Annotated in this window: 16 protein-coding genes and 2 pseudogenes; 12 read left to right on the forward strand and 6 right to left on the reverse strand. The window is 40.5% G+C overall.

All coding sequences use genetic code 11. From position 1 onward, the window contains the following. Positions 1 to 4: 4 nt before the first annotated feature. Positions 5 to 1945, reverse strand: a complete 1941-nt coding sequence (gene mnmG, locus ASL19_RS06660; protein ID WP_057177823.1) for a tRNA uridine-5-carboxymethylaminomethyl(34) synthesis enzyme MnmG — start codon at positions 1943 to 1945, stop codon at positions 5 to 7. Between the two features lie 82 nt (positions 1946 to 2027). Between mnmG and ASL19_RS06665 the strand changes: the two genes are divergently transcribed. The 5 genes and pseudogenes from ASL19_RS06665 to nrdJ all read left to right on the forward strand — a co-directional run. Continuing rightward, complete coding sequence (locus ASL19_RS06665) at positions 2028 to 2636, forward strand: hypothetical protein (protein ID WP_057177733.1); 609 nt, start codon at positions 2028 to 2030, stop codon at positions 2634 to 2636. 148 nt (positions 2637 to 2784) lie between these two features. Next, complete coding sequence (locus ASL19_RS06670; protein WP_006275679.1) at positions 2785 to 3048, forward strand: hypothetical protein; 264 nt, start codon at positions 2785 to 2787, stop codon at positions 3046 to 3048. A gap of 429 nt (positions 3049 to 3477) precedes the next feature. Then, the gene (locus ASL19_RS17820) at positions 3478 to 3630 is read left to right on the forward strand and encodes a hypothetical protein (RefSeq protein WP_161489553.1); all 153 of its coding nucleotides are present in this window, start codon (positions 3478 to 3480) and stop codon (positions 3628 to 3630) included. A 32-nt stretch (positions 3631 to 3662) separates the two neighbouring features. Further along, complete coding sequence (locus ASL19_RS06675; protein WP_235528945.1) at positions 3663 to 4910, forward strand: reverse transcriptase N-terminal domain-containing protein; 1248 nt, start codon at positions 3663 to 3665, stop codon at positions 4908 to 4910. 87 nt (positions 4911 to 4997) lie between these two features. Next, a pseudogene (gene nrdJ, locus ASL19_RS06680) lies at positions 4998 to 7049 on the forward strand (ribonucleoside-triphosphate reductase, adenosylcobalamin-dependent); the annotation flags it as partial. 29 nt (positions 7050 to 7078) lie between these two features. Here nrdJ and ASL19_RS06685 read toward each other — a convergent pair. Continuing rightward, positions 7079 to 7933 carry a DUF3598 family protein gene (locus tag ASL19_RS06685; protein ID WP_057177735.1) on the reverse strand — a complete coding sequence of 285 codons (855 nt, stop codon included), beginning with the start codon at positions 7931 to 7933 and terminating at the stop codon, positions 7079 to 7081. 82 nt (positions 7934 to 8015) lie between these two features. Between ASL19_RS06685 and ASL19_RS06690 the strand changes: the two genes are divergently transcribed. Beyond that, positions 8016 to 8234 (forward strand): hypothetical protein, encoded by a 219-nt coding sequence (locus ASL19_RS06690; protein WP_006275674.1) that lies wholly within the window; start codon positions 8016 to 8018, stop codon positions 8232 to 8234. On the opposite strand, the gene ASL19_RS17825 is transcribed toward ASL19_RS06690, so the two are convergent. Further along, positions 8231 to 8371, reverse strand: a complete 141-nt coding sequence (locus ASL19_RS17825; RefSeq protein ID WP_161808582.1) for a hypothetical protein — start codon at positions 8369 to 8371, stop codon at positions 8231 to 8233. The genes ASL19_RS06690 and ASL19_RS17825 overlap by 4 nt on opposite strands. A 257-nt stretch (positions 8372 to 8628) precedes the next feature. On the opposite strand from ASL19_RS17825, the gene ASL19_RS06695 reads away from it, so the two are divergent. Beyond that, positions 8629 to 8919, forward strand: a complete 291-nt coding sequence (locus ASL19_RS06695; RefSeq protein WP_006275673.1) for an RNA-binding protein — start codon at positions 8629 to 8631, stop codon at positions 8917 to 8919. 172 nt (positions 8920 to 9091) lie between these two features. On the opposite strand, the gene obgE is transcribed toward ASL19_RS06695, so the two are convergent. After that, entirely contained in the window at positions 9092 to 10111 is a 1020-nt protein-coding gene (gene obgE, locus ASL19_RS06700) for a GTPase ObgE (protein ID WP_040007883.1), read from the reverse strand. A gap of 60 nt (positions 10112 to 10171) precedes the next feature. Beyond that, a pseudogene (locus ASL19_RS17460) lies at positions 10172 to 10249 on the reverse strand (Mo-dependent nitrogenase C-terminal domain-containing protein); the annotation flags it as partial. Between the two features lie 283 nt (positions 10250 to 10532). Here ASL19_RS17460 and ASL19_RS06705 point away from each other — a divergent pair. The 3 genes from ASL19_RS06705 to ASL19_RS06715 all read left to right on the forward strand — a co-directional run bounded on the left by ASL19_RS06705 (position 10533) and on the right by ASL19_RS06715 (position 14282). After that, positions 10533 to 11642 (forward strand): hypothetical protein, encoded by a 1110-nt coding sequence (locus ASL19_RS06705; protein WP_057177736.1) that lies wholly within the window; start codon positions 10533 to 10535, stop codon positions 11640 to 11642. 42 nt (positions 11643 to 11684) lie between these two features. Further along, complete coding sequence (gene thiS / locus ASL19_RS06710; protein ID WP_006275670.1) at positions 11685 to 11891, forward strand: sulfur carrier protein ThiS; 207 nt, start codon at positions 11685 to 11687, stop codon at positions 11889 to 11891. A gap of 108 nt (positions 11892 to 11999) precedes the next feature. Beyond that, positions 12000 to 14282 carry a cation:proton antiporter gene (locus ASL19_RS06715; RefSeq protein ID WP_057177737.1) on the forward strand — a complete coding sequence of 761 codons (2283 nt, stop codon included), beginning with the start codon at positions 12000 to 12002 and terminating at the stop codon, positions 14280 to 14282. 24 nt (positions 14283 to 14306) lie between these two features. Here the strand turns inward: ASL19_RS06715 and ASL19_RS06720 are convergent, their stop codons facing one another. Further along, positions 14307 to 14597, reverse strand: a complete 291-nt coding sequence (locus tag ASL19_RS06720; RefSeq protein ID WP_006275668.1) for a hypothetical protein — start codon at positions 14595 to 14597, stop codon at positions 14307 to 14309. A gap of 5 nt (positions 14598 to 14602) precedes the next feature. Between ASL19_RS06720 and dapF the strand changes: the two genes are divergently transcribed. Then, positions 14603 to 15442, forward strand: coding sequence for a diaminopimelate epimerase (dapF, locus tag ASL19_RS06725; RefSeq protein WP_057177738.1), 840 nt, complete (start codon positions 14603 to 14605; stop codon positions 15440 to 15442). Positions 15443 to 15762: 320 nt separating this feature from the next. After that, positions 15763 to 17475 (forward strand): diflavin flavoprotein, encoded by a 1713-nt coding sequence (locus ASL19_RS06730; RefSeq protein WP_057177739.1) that lies wholly within the window; start codon positions 15763 to 15765, stop codon positions 17473 to 17475. The last annotated feature ends 39 nt before the right edge of the window (positions 17476 to 17514 follow it).

The raw sequence follows: 17514 nt of genomic DNA on the forward strand, positions 1-17514 counted from the left end.
ATTATTACCAAGGGGATGTGGTCAAATTTTGTCTAGTTTCCAGATAGACAAGTAGGGCATTAATATCAGCAGGGTTAACTCCTCCAATGCGGGATGCTTGTCCAACCGTGAGAGGTTTAACCGTGGTGAGTTTTTCCCTAGCTTCCTTAGAAAGAGTGGTAATAGAATTATAATCCAAATTGGGGGGTAGATGGCGATTTGCTTGACGAGCGATTTGGTCGATTTGGTTTTGCTGTCTGGCTAAATACCCAGAATACTTAATATCTATTTCCGCACCTTCCTTTTCCGCTCCATGGAGATGGGGATTGCCAAGTCCGTATCTTTCCAAATCAGAATAATGGATTTCTGGACGACGCAACAGATCTGCGAGGGTGATGGAACCCTTAATAACCTGTTGAGTATGTTGAGTAATCAACCTACCAATATCCTCATGCTCCTTAATTCTGGTGGAATGGAGTCTTTCCTTTTCCCCAATAATTTGTTCTTGTTTTCTAGTAAACAAATTCCATCTTCTGTCATCAATTAAACCTATTGCTCTTCCTAGGGGGGTCATACGTTGATCCGCATTATCAGATCTTAGTAACAACCGATATTCTGAGCGACTGGTGAGCATACGATAGGGTTCTCGTAAATCCTTCGTGCACAAATCATCAATTAAAGTGCCAATATAACTTTGTTCCCGGGGAAAAATCACCATTTCTCGACCTTGGGCAAACTGAACCGCATTAATGCCCGCCACCAATCCTTGAGCAGCTGCCTCTTCATAACCCGTTGTGCCATTAATTTGTCCGGCACAAAAAAGACCTTCTATTTTTTTAGTCATTAAAGATGGGTAGCATTGAGTTGCAGGTAAGTAGTCATACTCTACTGCATAGGCTGGACGTAGCATCACACATTTTTCCAAACCGGGAAGACTTCTCAACATGAGAATTTGCAAAGTTTCTGGTAATCCCGTGGAAAAACCCTGAATATAGAGTTCTGGTATATCTCTCCCTTCTGGTTCAATAAATATCTGATGACTTTCCTTGTCTGCAAACCGAACTATCTTATCCTCAATGCTGGGACAGTAACGAGGACCTTTAGCATCCACCCAACCCCCATATACGGGAGATAGACGGAGATTTTCTTGAATCAGACGATGGGTTTCCGGAGTAGTGCGGGTCATGTAACAGGGAATTTGCTCTTTTTCTACCCATACTTCCGGGTCAAAACTAAACCAACGGACTTCCTCATCTCCCGGTTGGATTTCCATTTTGCTGTAATCTACAGATCGCTTATCCACCCGAGCGGGAGTTCCAGTTTTCAATCTTCCAGTTTCAAAACCCAAGCGATGGAGGGTGGTAGTTAAACCCACTGCTGCAAATTCTCCTGCTCGACCAGCTTCCATGGATTTATTTCCTACCCAAATTCTCCCTCCTAAAAAGGTTCCTGTAGTTAAAATCACAGCTTTACATGCAAAAGCCACACCAAAATAGGTTTCAACCCCAATTATTTCATCGTTTTTGCCCAAAACCAAGTCGGTTACCATAGCTTCCCGAATGGTCAAGTTTTCCTGGTTTTCCACAATTCCCTTCATCACAGCTGCATATTCACGTTTATCAGTTTGAGCTCGTAGGGCCCAAACTGCTGGACCTCGAGAGGAGTTCAGGACTCGTTTTTGCAGGTAGGTACGGTCTGCCATTTTACCGATTTCCCCACCTAGAGCATCTACCTCATGGGTAAGTTGGGATTTGGCTGGACCTCCCACCGCTGGATTACATGGTTGCCAAGCGATTTTATCCAGATTCAGGGTTAACAATAGGGTAGGACAACCAAGACGAGCAGCAGCTAAAGCTGCTTCACAACCAGCATGACCTGCGCCTACTACAATTACATCATAAGCATCTTGAAATTCAATGTTATGGTGATTATTATTTTGAATAGCATTTTGAACAGTAGTTTCCATAATCATTATGGTGAAAAAATATTGGGGGATTTTTAGTTGGTGTTTTTAATTGTAATTATATACCGCACCAAAGGTGAAGAAAATGGCGTACAGTGATTTTAGTTTAACTCAATTTAGAAATAAATTTCACATCGAAATTAATGAAGATCCGGATTTATTTGCCCATGTCAACTCCGTGGAACCTAGTGATAAATTAATCAGCACTCTGGGGGAAACTATGGAAATGGCCCTAGCAATCAATACGGAAAAAGCGCGATCAGAATTCATCATCACCCCTATTTTGTTGGAAGTACGACGCAGGGCCAATTATCAAATTAGTCTGTTTTCTGGCAGTGATTTTAATGTGGATCCTGAACAAGGTTTAACTGGCTATTGTGATTTTATTATCAGTCTCTCTCGGGAGCAATTAATTATTAATGCTCCTGTGGCAATTATTGTCGAAGCAAAAAATGAAAACATTAAAGCTGGCTTGGGTCAGTGTGCAGCTACCATGTTAGCAGCTCAGCTGTTCAATCAACAGCAACATAATGGATCACCTGAAATTAAAACTATTTATGGAGCCTTAACCACAGGGGACATTTGGAAATTTTTGCAGTTAGTAGAAAGCAAGTTATTGATTGACCTAAATAACTACTATATCAGTGATCTTAATAAAATCCTAGGTATTCTTTTGGGATTAATTGTACTATAGCACTATCGATCATCTTCCGTGGATAGATTTGTAACTTCCAATACAAAAACAACAGAGCATAAAGTGGCAAATTTAGCAATCTTTGATCCTAAAACTACTTGAGGTTATAGTCTTAATCTGTTAGTCAGTAAACCTTATCCAACTAATTATGGTTCAAGAACTGAAACGTCCACGCCAGATTGCGTCCTTTCCCGAAACTGCTCCCGCAGCCAATCCTGTGTTTTTCAGGACCTATAGCCGTCGCACCCAAACAGGATTAAGAGAATCCTGGAGCGATGTATGCGATCGCACTTTAAAAGGACTAGTAGAGTTAGGAAAACTCAACTTGGAAGAAACTGCACTGTTAGAAAAAATGCAACTACAGATGAAAGCCTTACCGAGTGGAAGATGGTTGTGGGTTGGTGGTGTGTGATTCGTTGAATCGAAACTGGTTTAATTCAACCGGGGGATGATTCGGTGGGTTCAACAACCGAATAAAAAAGTACGGTTAACCGAACCCAAATAACTGTATAACCTTATAGGTGATGTGATAGACACAGAGTCCTATCCTCCAAGCGTGGGAGTGAAAGCATTTCCCCTACCTAGGGACTGGTAATCAAAGGGTAAAGCGGGGAAAAAAGCTGGTAACACCAAACCATGAGGTGAATCCCAGCGAGCAGGAGTGCATGGATAACGAAAGTGAAGGTACATCTAAACAGTCGTCACCTAGCAAGTAGCGAAAAAAATGGTTGATACGCTGCTGTCAAAAGACAAAGAGACATTAAGGAACCCAAAAGTACCACCATTAAGGTCACGCTTTCCTGTCTCCGGCTGAGTAGTGCCATCCTAAACACTCAAATCAATGGTTATACGGAACGAAGTAATTTTATTAGCAGCTCTTTCCGGGGTCGATAGGGAAGTAGGAACCAATCCGCAAGCTCTAATAAAAAGAGATGGAATCAGAAGCAAAGGTCTACCTGTAATGGGTATGAATAAGCTGACAGATTCCCGATGATTTGGAAGATAGAGTTTCATATAGCAATGAAAATGACTAAAACACGGAAAACACCGATGGTGGTATGGGCACAGATAAACTGGCGTAAGCTAGAAAGGGCTGTGTACAAGTTGCAACAGAGAATTTATCAAGCCTCTAGTCGGGGAGATGTTAAGGTAGTGCGTAAACTGCAAAAGACTCTGCTCAATTCCTGGTCTGCCAAAATGCTTGCTATTCGGCAAGTAAGAACAGAATACCAAGCACAACAATTATTGATTAAACTGGCTCTAGAACCTGAGTGGGAGGCTAAATTTGAGTCTCATAGTTATGGATTCCGACCGGGTAAAACTTATATGGATCCTATAATGGCTATTAAAGAGGCAATGAGGTATGGTAGCAAGTATGTTATCAGTGTCAATCTTGCCCAACACTTCGAGCAAATTGACTACGAAAAGCTATTAAGTAAGATAAATACTTTCCCAAAACTCCGTAGGCAAATAAGGGTAGGAATGAAATCGGGTATATACAATCTTAACTCATGGTTATTAAATCAAGAGATAATCCATCCCGGTAGTTTACTTTCCCCGCTTTTAGTCAATATTGCTCTCCATGGCATGGAAAAAATTGTCCGAGAATATGGCAAAACTATTCCAGGTAAAAAAGAGGAAATAACCTTGATTAGACATGGCAGCGAATTTGCACTGCTAGATTCTGAATTCGATGTAATTATCAAGGCTAAAATACTGATTGAGAAGTTTCTGAGTGATCTAGGTATACAAATCAACTTGGAGCAAACTCTCAAGGGTACAAAATCCCCTGGGTTCAATTTTCTGGACTTTAATATCCGCCAATATGAAATCAAAACCCATTCCCAACCACAAAGGTATCAAACTTTCATCCAGCCCAGTCAAGAAGCAATTAAAACCCATTATGGGGAACTAGCTCAAGAAATAGATAAATTTAAGTCTTGTCAATCCCAATTAGACTTAATTAAACGACTAAATCCCATCATTACCAGATGGAGTAACTATTATTTCCCTGTTAATAGTGCTAAAACATTCCAAAAGCTAGACCACCTAATGACCTTAAAATTAATTGCCTGGGTGAAGGCCAGACATAATCACAAATCCACCAAACAGTGGGTCGAGAAATATTTTGGCTCCAAAGACCAAGCTAATTGGGTATTTCGTGCGTTTGAAGAAAGTCAACCGGTGTACCTTACCTACCATCATGGATTTCTCAACGCTGTCAAGCAGTGTGACACCTATATCAAGACATCAACCCCAAATTGGTACTCTTAAAAGAGCCAAATCATTGAGGAGCCGTGTGATGCGAAAGTATCACGCACGGTTCTGAAGCCGAGTCATATTGGAGACAATGTGGCTTAGGGTCATACGGAATGGTTAAAAAAGTCGAAAAATTTCTCTGGAGCTTATAACTGCACTTCTACAAACCTCATAGATTGGCAAGCATTTGGTTTAATGATGGATCTGGCCATGATGGGTTGTGGTACAGGAGCAGTGATTGAACCCCAGTATATTAATCAATTACCCCCCATTCGTAATCGGTTACAGGTGACCATTCAGGGGAAAATTGGCAACACTCCAGAAAAAGACCGTCGGGAGTTTACAGAAACAGTTATAGAAGGTAATCGGGTGACTATTTATGTAGGAGATAGTCGAGAAGGTTGGGTAAATTCCTACCAAACCCTTCTGGAACTCTCTACGGATATACGCTTTACCGATGATATTCAAGTGTGTGTAAATCTTGATGATGTGCGTCGCTCCGGAGAAACCCTCAAGGGATTTGGTGGTGTTGCTAACCCAGTCAAATTATCCGGATTATATACTCGTTGTGCTTCTATTCTCAACCAAGCTGTAGGTAGAAAGTTAAATTCCGTCGAATGCTGTCTATTAATAGACGAAGCTGCCGTATCAATTGTTGCTGGTAATATTCGGAGATCGGCGGGTATGAGACAATTCATCGCAGAGGATGAAAATGGAGCAACAGCCAAAGATAATCTGTGGAAACAAGATGCTCAAGGAAACTGGAGCATAGACCCAGAAAGAGATGCTTTGCGCATGGCCAATCATACTCGAGTGTTTCATCACAAACCTACTTTAGAAGAATGCCTTGCAGCTGTTCAGAAACAGTATTATAGTGGTGAAGGAGCAATTCAATGGGCTGGTGAAACAGTAGCTAGAGCAAATATTGATTTACTCAAAACCATTGAACTAAAAAAACAGTTTCTGAATGCTTATGCAACAGGCCAGGCCAGAACATGGATAAAAGAAAATTATCCAGAGATGGAAGATTCAGAGCTGGAACATCGTTTGGGTAGATATGGTTTAAACCCCTGTGGTGAAATTATTGGTGCTGACTTCCATTGTAACTTAGCCGAAGTACATTTAAACCAAATTGATCCTGATAACTATAAGGAACAGGAGGAAGCCTTTAAAGCAGCTGCTATATCCGTAGCTGCCTTATTAAATCACAAATTTCAGGAGATCCGCTATCAACATAGTCGAGAATTGGATCCCATTGTTGGTGTTTCCTTCACGGGGTTGTTTGACTTCTTTGTTCATGCTTTTGGTGTGGAGTGGTTACATTGGTGGGAACAGGGAAGACCAGAAACCCAGGAAGGACTAATATTTAAACGGGGTGAGCAAAAATATCTCAATAAATGGCGAGAAATAGTACATCAAACCGTTTGGGAATATTGCGACAAACATGGGATTAAAAGGCCCAATCGGTGTACCACTGTTCAACCTAGCGGCACAAAATCCTTATTAACAGGTGCTTCTCCTGGTTGGCACCCTCCCAAAGCGCAACGATTTATTCGTCGGATTACTTTCCGTAAAAACGACCCAGTAGCTCTAGCTTGTTTGGATTATGGGTACAGTGTCATACCTTCCCAATCTGATAAAGACGAACAAGGTAATTTACTGGATAATCCCTTTGACCCCCGTTGTAGTGAGTGGTTAGTAGAAATCCCCGTAGCGGTTTCTTGGGCGGATTTACCAGGAGCAGACAAAATAGATGTATCCAAATTTTCTGCTTTGGCTCAGTTAGATTTTGTCATGGAGGTACAGAGGTGTTATACTACCCATAATACCTCAGCAACCTTAGAATTGAGATATGACGAAGTTGAATGCTTAGGAACTCGCATATATGAAGCCATTCAGAAGGATGAAGGGTATATTTCAGCAGCCATACTAGGGAGATTTGATGATATTCAAACCTTTCCTCGTCTACCCTTTGAACCGATAGATCAGAAAACATATCAAATGTTATCCGCTCAGGTAAAGTTGCGACGGAAAACGGAAGATTTTTGTCAAGCTCTAAGTCGTTATGATTTAGGTGAATTAATAGAATCAGGGCCAACTGCTTGTGATTCTGACAAATGTATGTTTCCCGAACAGCTTATAGAAAAGTCGTAGGTTTTTAAAAACGGAGGTGGATGCAGCCATCATGCCATTTTGATTTCCACTATATGGCTGGAGCTAATCCATTCTCCCTGAGCATTATAACTACGAATCAGTCTTTGTCTTTCTGTATCTTTGACTAACCAACCTGCTTCGATGAAAAACTCTTTTCTCCGCTCCAGTTTTGGGGGAACGTTGCTAGACACACCATCTGGCAAAAGTATTTCCTCATTGTTTAACTTTTGATTAGATTGTTGTCTGGATGATGGTTCAAATATCAACCTGTTGTCTACTATTTTACCGAGAGAAATCATTTCTTCCCCAGCAAACAATTGCTGTTTTTCTAAATGCCCATTATCTAGTTTTTTAATTTCCAAGTAAGTTGTTTCTTTATTGGATGGTCTTAGATCTGAGTAAACCGTATGCGATATTCCTTGCCACTTACCGATTAGCTGTTCTACTGTTAGTTGGGGTCTCTCCTGTGCATCCGTAAAACTACGAAACTCCCTAATTAGCGTTAAACCGCTTAGTTCACCGTCCTTATTATATAATTGCACCAAACGAGACCTGCGGTTCTCATGGACAAAACCATATTCCGCACCAAATTCAGCAAAGGGGGCCAGTTGCACGGTTCCCTTAGAAAAAGCACCTGTTTCAAAAAAAATATTCTCTTTAGCCAGGGATGTATATTCCTGTTGATAGTCTTGAATAACAGGACTATCATAATCATGACCTTGGAAACGTCGTAGTCTAAACAATACAGTTTCGTTGTTATTAGTAGCCTCTAAGTTTAAAATACTCAGAGTAGAATCCAAAATCTCCCCTTGACCAGAGATGCGAGTGAATGAGCCCCTCCACTCCCCAGCATTTTTGAGAAAATTGCGCCAATTAGTTAACATAAGCCCATTCCCCCCTTGCGAGTGACTACAGCTATAATCTATAATAGGTTTTTACATTATTACATTATGGGTGGAGAGTGTAATGTTTATCAGTGAATTATCGCCTCTGTTTCAAGAGCTAAAAGAGCATCCCGTTTCCTTTCTCAGCGGGTTTGTCTCTGGACTATTACGAATCAATCTGACTGAGGATCCGGTAAAAACCTGGCTGGATAAGCAAACTTCCTCATGTCAGTCTTGTAAAAGTGCCACTGATGACCAAAATGGAGCCAAAAATAAACCTCAACAAATTTCTATTGATTAATCAAAGTCTAGAACCCATGATGAGTAAGCATTATAGCTCACCTTCATGCAGGTGCTTAAACCATATTTTTGGGCTATTTTTGCCAAACTACTTGCCATTTTGAGTAAACCAGTGTAAAATACATAGGTGGTCGGCATGAGGAATTGGCAGACTTTAAACGGACGTGAAAGCAACAATACTACTTAGGTAGCAAGTTGTGGACAATCGTCAAGAATCCCTGATCTTCTAGGTCAGTGCTTATGTCAATATATTAATGGATGGCTGTGTTGAGTGGTGTGGCAAATCTGAGAGCGTCTAATCGGCTTCCTAGTTGTCCACAAACCAACGCTAAAAAATTGCCAAGTTGCATTTTTTTACTAACCATCCCCCTTTGTTGAAAATTACGTGACTCACAATGACTATCTACATTGGAAATCTCTCTTACCGCGCAACTGAAGCAGACTTAAAAGCCGTGTTTGCAGATTATGGCGAGGTAAAAAGAGTTGTTTTACCTACTGACCGCGAAACAGGAAAGATGCGCGGGTTCGCTTTTGTTGAAATGAACGAAGATGCACAAGAAGATGCTGCCATATCAGAATTGGACGGTGCAGAATGGATGGGTCGTCAACTAAGAGTGAACAAAGCTAAACCAAAAGAGGAGAATAATAGGGAGAATAGACCAAGGAAAGGACACTCCAAAGGATAGTCAGAGGACAAACTATAAAAATCTCGGCACTCTTAACACTACCAATAGTATATAAACAATAGCAAGTTGTTGCTCCTAGATATCTCCAGAGCTTGACCGCCTTGCTTCCGTGAGGTGTCTAGGGTTTGTTCGGGGTGGGTGATGTTGATCTACCATCCATATTTTTTCGTTCTTATATTTTTGTTTGAACAGGATTAATCTGATCTAGTACTTGCCATATTTCTTGCATCATAGCATCTAACCCTGTGCGAGTGACAGCGGAAATAATAAAAACTGGGGCTAGGGATAGGTGGTTTAACCTTGTAGCTAGTCCATTTAAATCCACAACTTCTTGATCCACAGCATCAACCTTGTTAAGAGCTAAAATCTGTGGTCGTTTAGCCAAGCCTCTGTCGTAGGCTTTGAGTTCTGCTTGAATAGTGTGATAGTCAGCAATAACATCTTCACTGGTACTATCTATGAGATGTAAGAGGATTCGGGTGCGTTCGATGTGACGTAAGAAGTCATGACCTAGGCCTGCACCATTGGATGCGCCCTCAATTAGACCTGGAATATCAGCAAATACCGTACCATCACCCGTGGGTTTTTTCACCACACCCAAATTAGGAATTAGGGTAGTAAAAGGATAATCAGCGATTTTGGGACGTGCAGCAGACAGGGAAGAGATTAAAGTTGACTTACCAGCATTGGGTAAACCGATAATACCGACTTCTGCTAACAGTTTTAACTCCAAGCGCAAAACCTTTTTTTCTCCTTCCAGACCGGGGAGTGAGTATTCTGGAGCGCGGTTGCGGTTACTGAGAAAGTGCTGATTTCCCAGTCCACCCTTACCTCCTTCTGCTGCGCGAAACCGTTGTTGTGGTTCCACTAAATCACATAATAAACCATCCGTTGTTCCATCATAAATAGCAGTACCGCAGGGAACTTCCACAATTAAATCTTTGCCACCAGCACCCGTACAATTATTGGGACCACCACGATCGCCATTTTCCGCTTTAAATAAGTGTTTGTATCTAAAGTCCAATAGAGTTTGGAGATTGGGATCTGCCACAAAAATTACCGAACCGCCCTTCCCTCCGTTTCCACCGGAAGGACCACCTGCTGGGACATATTTTTCCCTGCGGAAAGCCACAATACCATCACCACCTTTACCTGCTTCTACCTCAATAATTGCTTGGTCTATAAATTGCATACTAGTAATTACTTGGACATTTTGGACATTATTTGCCATGGAAAACCATTATAGCCATCTCTAGATGTATTTGGAAATATCCTCCTGACAATCATCTGCAAGATAGGACAAAGCGCGGAAACGTAACCCAACTAATTGCGATCGCCACCTGCTGTTCGCAGGAAGTTTTCCGCCTGCGATTTGTTCTGTGGTATAGGGAGTAGCACTCATAAAAACTCACGCCCAAAAATTTTTTAAGTAGGTCATTCCTATTATGACTGTTTCTGGATAGATGGGGAATTATTCGTGGAGATTATTTTGCGGTTTACTTCTTGTGGTGGTAAGTTTTTAAAAACCATCGGGTGTGGAGGTGAGACTTGCTAATTGAACTGTTAAGATATATGATGTGAATTGTTAACAGTAAATTTTTTGAGAAGTATATATGTTTTTTTTTGGAATTGAACATGAAGTAGCTTTTATCAACCACCAGGGAAAGTTCGCCGATTTTAACTGCACAAATTTTCAAGACTTTCAACAAATAGTTGATGCTTTGCCCATTTATCCCCATGATTATCTGGAGTTAAGAGTTGGGGATGCGGGAATTAAAAAGAAAAGATGGTATATTGAGGGATTTGAAAGATTTGATGCGGGGGGAGCATTACTGGATTGTTCCCCCAAGGGAATTGAAATTAGAACTACCATACATCCAACTATTCAAGGTGCCATTGATGAATTAACTACCAGTTTTTCTTTGTTGAGCCAAGTGGCTAATAATCGGGGGTTTGTTCCCATTTTAGCCAGCTTTAATCCCTATACCTGTAAATTTGAACCACAACCACCATTAAATGATTTTGAACTCCAACAATTACAGGTGTATCCTGATGAACAAACTGCCTATATCTATATGGTTTCTTATGGACCAGATTTAAATATTTCTCTGGCAGATTTACCAATGGAAAAGGTAATTGATATCGGTCAAAAATTGACCTACTACAGTCCTTTTATTGTTCCTTTTACTTATAGTTCACCATTTTATCATGGTACTCTCTGGGATGGACTTTCGGTGAGAACCTTTATCAGAACGGGAAAAAGATCTGCTACCCTAGTATTTGTAGAGAACCAACAACAGCTGATTACAAGTACGCCTTCACTAACTAAGATAGCTCGGATTCCAGCTGAAATTGGCAGAATAGAGTTTAAAGCCTGTGATAGTTGTGATGATTTTGCTATTTATGCAGGTCTATTGGCATTATTAAAGGGTTTGATACTAGATACCACTTTATTAGACAGGGCTATTATACCCGATGCCAAGCTGCATCAAATTTCTGCTAAAGAAGGATTTAACCATGAGGATATTTTTAACATGGCTAATAAACTTCTAACAGCTGCTGAGGAGGCTTTGATTAATGATTCAGATGTTAAGTTTTTAGATACATTAAAACAAATTTTACTCAGTCGCAAAACCAAGTCCCATCAACTAATTGAATTGTGGAAAAGTATGGGTTCAATTGAGGAAACACTTAAAAAGACATACCATTCCCTATTAACATAAAAGAGGATTAAGTTATTAAAAAGTTGGGGTTTACGAAAAATCATGTATGTCACCTTACAAGTAAATGGAGAAAGTCGCACCGTTCCACCAGCAACTTGTTTACCAGAATTACTGCGAAAACTGGGTTTTAACCCTCGATTGGTAGCTGTGGAATACAATGGTGAAATTTTACACCATCAATTTTGGTCAGAAACCCAAATCCAGGATGGTGACCACCTGGAAATTGTTACCATTGTGGGTGGAGGCTAAATGGATATTGTTTAACAACAGTCACGGACTCTCTCCAGGATGTGGTAAAAAAAATGAAAAGTTTTGTAAACTAAGATTAATAATCTTTATATTTATGATGGAACCTCCGTGCAAGAAGATTTTCGGTTGATTGTGGATTTGGTTTCAGTGTTTGCTGTCGCTGCTTGTGGTGGAATGTTAGCAGCTTTGCTGAAACAACCTGTCCTCCTGGGATATCTGGTGGGAGGAATGATTGTTGGACCCACCGGATTGGGTTTAATCAGGGAGGTAGTGCAAGTAGAAACTCTTGCACAATTTGGTGTAGCTTTTTTATTGTTTGCCTTGGGGGTAGAATTTTCCTTTAGTCAGCTGAAAAAGGTAAGGGCTATAGCGTTGGGCGGTGGGGGATTACAAATTATTCTCACTATTATTACTACTGTGATTGTTTGTGGTATTACCGGTGCTTGGGAAACTTTACCTGCTAAGGGCGTATTTTTAGGTTCTATTCTTTCTCTCTCATCTACAGCAGTTGTTCTCAAATGTTTGATGGAGCGCAATGAAACAGAGACAAACCATGCTCAGGTGATGCTAGGTATTTTGGTGATTCAGGACCTAGCTCTAGGTTTAATGCTGGCAATTTTGCCCGCTCTCCATCAACCAGGAGAATCTATAGGTTTAGCACTCTTCAATGCCATCGTGCGCATTGCTTTATTTACAGCGGGCGCTGTAGTTGTTGGTATTTGGATAATGCCACGTATATTGCGTCTTTTAGCACGCACGGAAAGTCGAGAGTTGTTCCTATTGGGTGTGGTGACCTTATGTTTATCTATTGCCATCCTAACCGAATATTTGGGTCTTTCCATTGAAATGGGAGCTTTTGTCGCGGGGTTAATGATTTCTGAGGTGGAATATGCGGACGAAACATTGACGATTGTTGAACCGCTACGAGATGTTTTTGCCAGTTTGTTTTTTGCTTCTATCGGGATGTTAATTGATCCGGTGTTTTTATGGCAAAATCTGGATTTGATTCTGGGTTTAGTTGCTCTGGTGTTCCTAGGGAAGTTTTTAATTATTACCCCCTTGGTTAAATTATTTCGCTACCCACTTAAAACAGCTTTGATTGCCGGATTAGGATTGGCTCAAATCGGTGAGTTTTCTTTTGTACTTGCTAGTGAGGGTCAGGTGTTAGGGTTGGTTTCCCGTCATGTGTATTTGTTGATTGTGGGGACAACAGCTGTTACTTTAATGTTGACTCCCTTCGTGCTGAGAGTCATACCATTTTTATTTAATTTAGTAGAGTTTATACCTTGGTTAAAACCCTATCTAGTGGATGAAAGAGCAGAGGATTTTACAGAAGACCTACCCACCAAAGATCATGTGGTAATTTGTGGTTATGGTCGCATCGGTCAAAATTTGGTGCGGTTGCTAGAACCCTACCAGTTACCTGTGGTAGTGATTGAACAGTCAGAAAGTCGAATTCAGCAGTTACGGGAATCGGGAATACCTTATGTATATGGTAATGCAGTTAGTTTTCACGTGTTAGAAACCGCTGGAGTAAACTATGCCAAAGCAATGGCGATCGCACTTCCTGACCCTACAAGCATTCGTCTATGTTTAAAAAGGGCTTTGGAGTTATCACCGGAATTAGATTTAGTGGTGCGTGCTACTCAGGATAAGAATATTGAGGTACTTTATCAGTTGGGTGCGAAGGAAGTAGTGCAACCAGAATTTGAAGCTAGTTTGGAAATGGCCTCCCACTTACTAATGGATGTGGGACTAGGGAAAGAGCTAATAGAGCAAAAAATGCAGCAAATACGTCAAGATCATTATTTGGATTTACGACCAGAATGGTCTGCTGCTCAAGTTTCCCAGCACCTACAGAAAGTCACCCAGGATTTAAACCGTCGTTGGTATGACCTACCTGTTAATTCTCCTTTAATTGGGATGACCTTAGAGGAATTGGATATGCGTCGTCTCATTGGAGTTAGTTTAATGGCTATTCGTCGTGCTGATGGCACAGAAATAGATTATCCCCATAATGGTACACGACTAGAATCAGGCGATCGCCTATTGGTGGTGGGTGCAGATGAGGAACTAACAGCTTTAGTAGATTTTGCCCAGGGTAGTATTGCAGTTCCAGGGGGAGCAAGTGCTTGTCAGTGGGTAACAGTTCAGGTTAATTCTCCCATTTTGGGTAATAATTTGGCGGATTTGATTTATAAAGATTATGGAATAAAAGTGCAAGCAATCCGTCGGGATGGTAAGTTAAGTGGTAATCCCACCAATGTGGATCTGAAAGTTGGAGATCAGGTTTTACTATGTGGTAACTTGCCTCAACACTACCCAGAGCAGATGGAAAAGTTACTTGACAAACCGTTTGTTATACAAGCCCTATCTGATGTTCATGAATAAATTTGAATATTAAGTGAATATCTATTATGTTGGTGGATTGCTATCATGGGACACCTTTAAATAGACAATAGCCAGTCTATTAATTGTAATATGGTCATCTTGAGAATCCACCACACATATACAGTTAACATCTTGCCAAAAAATCCTAGCAGTGATAGTATCACCAGTAGTCAATTTAAACTGCACAGTAGTTTTCTGCTTGATCCAGTTTTGTATTTGTCGAATACTGGGTAAAGTGGTGTCAAATTCTATGGGTGGCATTTTTGGGACAGAAGAAATAAGGTTTAGGTTGACTAGCAATTTAGATTTGATCATCGAAAATGACCATAGAATTTACAAAGTATCACGGTTTGGGCAATGATTTTATTCTGATTGACAACCGTTGTGACCTAACTCCCCTAATTACCCCCGAAATGGCCATAAGGATGTGCGATCGCCATTTTGGCATTGGTGCTGACGGTGTTATTTTTGCCCTTCCCGGTCAAAAGGGAACAGACTACACCATGAGAATTTTCAATTCCGATGGTTCGGAACCAGAAATGTGTGGTAACGGTATTCGCTGTTTAGCTGCTTTTTTAACCGAATTGGAAGGAATTTCCCGCAGTAAGGACTACTATTTAATTCACACCCTAGCTGGTGTAATTAGACCCCAACTGACGGATGATGGTCAAGTGAGGGTAGATATGGGTTCACCTCGTTTACTTGCTCAGGAGATTCCCACAACCCTAGCACCTGGTAACAGCAAGGTAATTAACCTCCCCCTAGAAATTGGGAACCAAACTTGGCATATTACCTGTGTAAGCATGGGGAATCCTCATTGTATTACCTTTGTGGAGGATGTAGCGAGTATTCCCTTAGAAATTATTGGTCCTGAATTTGAACATCATCCAGTTTTTCCTCAACGTACCAACACAGAGTTCATTCAGGTTGTTAATCCTCATCACTTAAAAATGCGAGTGTGGGAAAGAGGAGCAGGTATTACCCTAGCGTGTGGTACAGGTGCTTGTGCTTCCCTAGTTGCTGGAGTTTTGAATAATTTATGCGATCGCATGGCGATTATAGAACTACCGGGGGGGAACTTAGAAATTGAATGGTCAGAAACCGATCAAAGGATTTATATGACCGGTCCAGCGGAGCGGGTATTTACCGGTAAAATGTAAGGGATCTGGGTGGAATCATCTCTTGGTGGTAAAGACAGTGGTAAACATCATCACCATCCCACCCAGCAAAATGAGGACTGCTAGTCCTCCAGTAATTAAATCTAAAGTATTAGTGTTATCCATAATTTATGCTTTTTTATCCTTGATAGCTAGATTAGAATGCCAAGGATAGAATCTTAGCATTTTCCCAAGTTCCATGGGGTGATAACTAAAGATACATTTTAGTTTTTAAAAAATACATTGTTGATTACAACCGAAAAAAGAATTTAACCAGAAAATAGTAGAAGAGAAAAAATATTATTAATCATAGAAGACGAATCATGGTAGCGATATCAGAGACACCACGTTTGACCATCCAAACTGTAGAAATTGCTCCCAATACCATTGCGATTCGTTCTCTAGATTGGGATCGTGATCGCTTTGATATTGAGTTTAGTTTACAAAATGGCACGACCTATAATTCCTATTTAATACAGGGTGAAGAGACCATTCTGATTGATACATCCCATCAGAAATTTCGTCAATTGTATTTAGAGACCCTAAATAACCTAGTTGACCCTCAGACCATTGATTATATCATTGTTAGTCATACTGAACCCGACCATAGTGGATTAATAGAAGACGTGCTGAGATTAGCACCTAGAGCTACAGTATTAGCATCCAGAGTTGCCATTCAATTTTTAGAAGGTTTGGTACATAGTCCCTTTTCTAAAAGAATAGTTAAAAGTGGCGATCGCGTGAATATTGGCAAGGGACATGAAATAGAATTTGTCAGCGCTCCCAACTTACATTGGCCAGACACAATTTTTAGCTTTGATCGCAAAACCCAGATTCTTTACACCTGTGATGCTTTTGGGATGCACTTTTGTGATCATCGCACTTTCGACGAAGATTTAGAAGCGATTGAGGCGGATTTTAGATTTTATTATGATTGCCTAATGGGTCCAAATTCCCGTTCTTTATTAAATGCTATGAAGAGAATGGGTGAACTAGGTAAAATTAAAATTATTGCTAGTGGACATGGACCCTTACTCTATCATCATCTGGAAACCCTAACCGAACATTATCAAAATTGGAGTCAAAAACAAACCAAGACAGAGAACACTGTAGGTTTATTTTATGTTTCTGGTTATGGATATAGTGATCAGTTAGCTCATGCAATTGGTGATGGTTTACAAAAAACAGGTGTGGGGGTAGAAATCATTGATTTGCATAGAGACAACCTTGCAGAAATTCAAGAACTAGCCACTAGAGCATCGGGTTTAATTGTAGGAATGCCACCGAGTTCTTCAACGGTTGCTCAAGCAGGTATTAGTTGCATTTTAGCTGGAGTCAAAAGTCATCAGTTCCTAGGTTTATTTGAGTCTTTTGGCAGTGATGACCAACCGATAGATATCTTAGGAAGAAAGTTTATTGATTTAGGAATTAAAGAGGGATTTACTGCCATTCGCATGAGAGAAATTCCTAGCGAATCCACCTATAAAATGTGTACTAGAGCAGGTACAAATTTAGGGAAATTGATCCTAGAGAAAACCAATAATAACCAGACGAAATCTCTGGATGTGAACATGGAAAAAGCCCTAGGGAGAATTAGTAGTGGACTATATATTATAACTGCTAAAAAAGGTGAAATTAGCGATGGCATGATGGCTTCTTGGGTAGCACAAGCTAGTTTTCAACCCTTGGGATTTACCATAGCAGTTGCCCATGATCGACCTATTAATAATCTATTACAACCAGGCGATCGCTTTATTCTTAACGTCTTAGCAGAAGGAAACTATCAAGAGTTGAAAAAACACTTTCTCAAACGATTACTACCAGGTATGGATAGATTTGCAGGAGTGAAATTTCAACCTGGTAAAAATGGTTCACCAATTTTAAATGACGCCCTAGCATATATGGAATGTGAAGTCATCAGCAGGATGGAATGTAGTGACCATAGGATCTTATATTGCACTGTTGAAGATGGCAAAGTTTCCCAGACTAATGGTTTAACAGCAGTGCGTCACCGTAAAGTAGGAAACTATTATTAAGATATATGGGGTTTCTTGAGTTTTATTGCACCTAAAATA

Origin of the sequence: Cylindrospermopsis sp. CR12 (genome assembly GCF_001432185.1) — a bacterium.
Classification (GTDB): Bacteria; Cyanobacteriota; Cyanobacteriia; order Cyanobacteriales; family Nostocaceae; genus Raphidiopsis; species Raphidiopsis raciborskii.

Excerpts from the sequence above, each read along its gene's own strand:
- mnmG (WP_057177823.1), bottom strand. The coding sequence starts at position 1,945 with ATGGAAACTACTGTTCAAAATGCTATTCAAAATAATAATCACCATAAC.
- ASL19_RS06665 (WP_057177733.1), top strand. The coding sequence starts at position 2,028 with ATGGCGTACAGTGATTTTAGTTTAACTCAATTTAGAAATAAATTTCAC.
- ASL19_RS06670 (WP_006275679.1), top strand. The coding sequence starts at position 2,785 with ATGGTTCAAGAACTGAAACGTCCACGCCAGATTGCGTCCTTTCCCGAA.
- ASL19_RS17820 (WP_161489553.1), top strand. The coding sequence starts at position 3,478 with ATGGTTATACGGAACGAAGTAATTTTATTAGCAGCTCTTTCCGGGGTC.
- ASL19_RS06675 (WP_235528945.1), top strand. The coding sequence starts at position 3,663 with ATGACTAAAACACGGAAAACACCGATGGTGGTATGGGCACAGATAAAC.
- ASL19_RS06685 (WP_057177735.1), bottom strand. The coding sequence starts at position 7,933 with ATGTTAACTAATTGGCGCAATTTTCTCAAAAATGCTGGGGAGTGGAGG.
- ASL19_RS06690 (WP_006275674.1), top strand. The coding sequence starts at position 8,016 with ATGTTTATCAGTGAATTATCGCCTCTGTTTCAAGAGCTAAAAGAGCAT.
- ASL19_RS17825 (WP_161808582.1), bottom strand. The coding sequence starts at position 8,371 with ATGCCGACCACCTATGTATTTTACACTGGTTTACTCAAAATGGCAAGT.
- ASL19_RS06695 (WP_006275673.1), top strand. The coding sequence starts at position 8,629 with ATGACTATCTACATTGGAAATCTCTCTTACCGCGCAACTGAAGCAGAC.
- obgE (WP_040007883.1), bottom strand. The coding sequence starts at position 10,111 with ATGCAATTTATAGACCAAGCAATTATTGAGGTAGAAGCAGGTAAAGGT.
- ASL19_RS06705 (WP_057177736.1), top strand. The coding sequence starts at position 10,533 with ATGTTTTTTTTTGGAATTGAACATGAAGTAGCTTTTATCAACCACCAG.
- thiS (WP_006275670.1), top strand. The coding sequence starts at position 11,685 with ATGTATGTCACCTTACAAGTAAATGGAGAAAGTCGCACCGTTCCACCA.
- ASL19_RS06720 (WP_006275668.1), bottom strand. The coding sequence starts at position 14,597 with ATGATCAAATCTAAATTGCTAGTCAACCTAAACCTTATTTCTTCTGTC.
- dapF (WP_057177738.1), top strand. The coding sequence starts at position 14,603 with ATGACCATAGAATTTACAAAGTATCACGGTTTGGGCAATGATTTTATT.
- ASL19_RS06730 (WP_057177739.1), top strand. The coding sequence starts at position 15,763 with ATGGTAGCGATATCAGAGACACCACGTTTGACCATCCAAACTGTAGAA.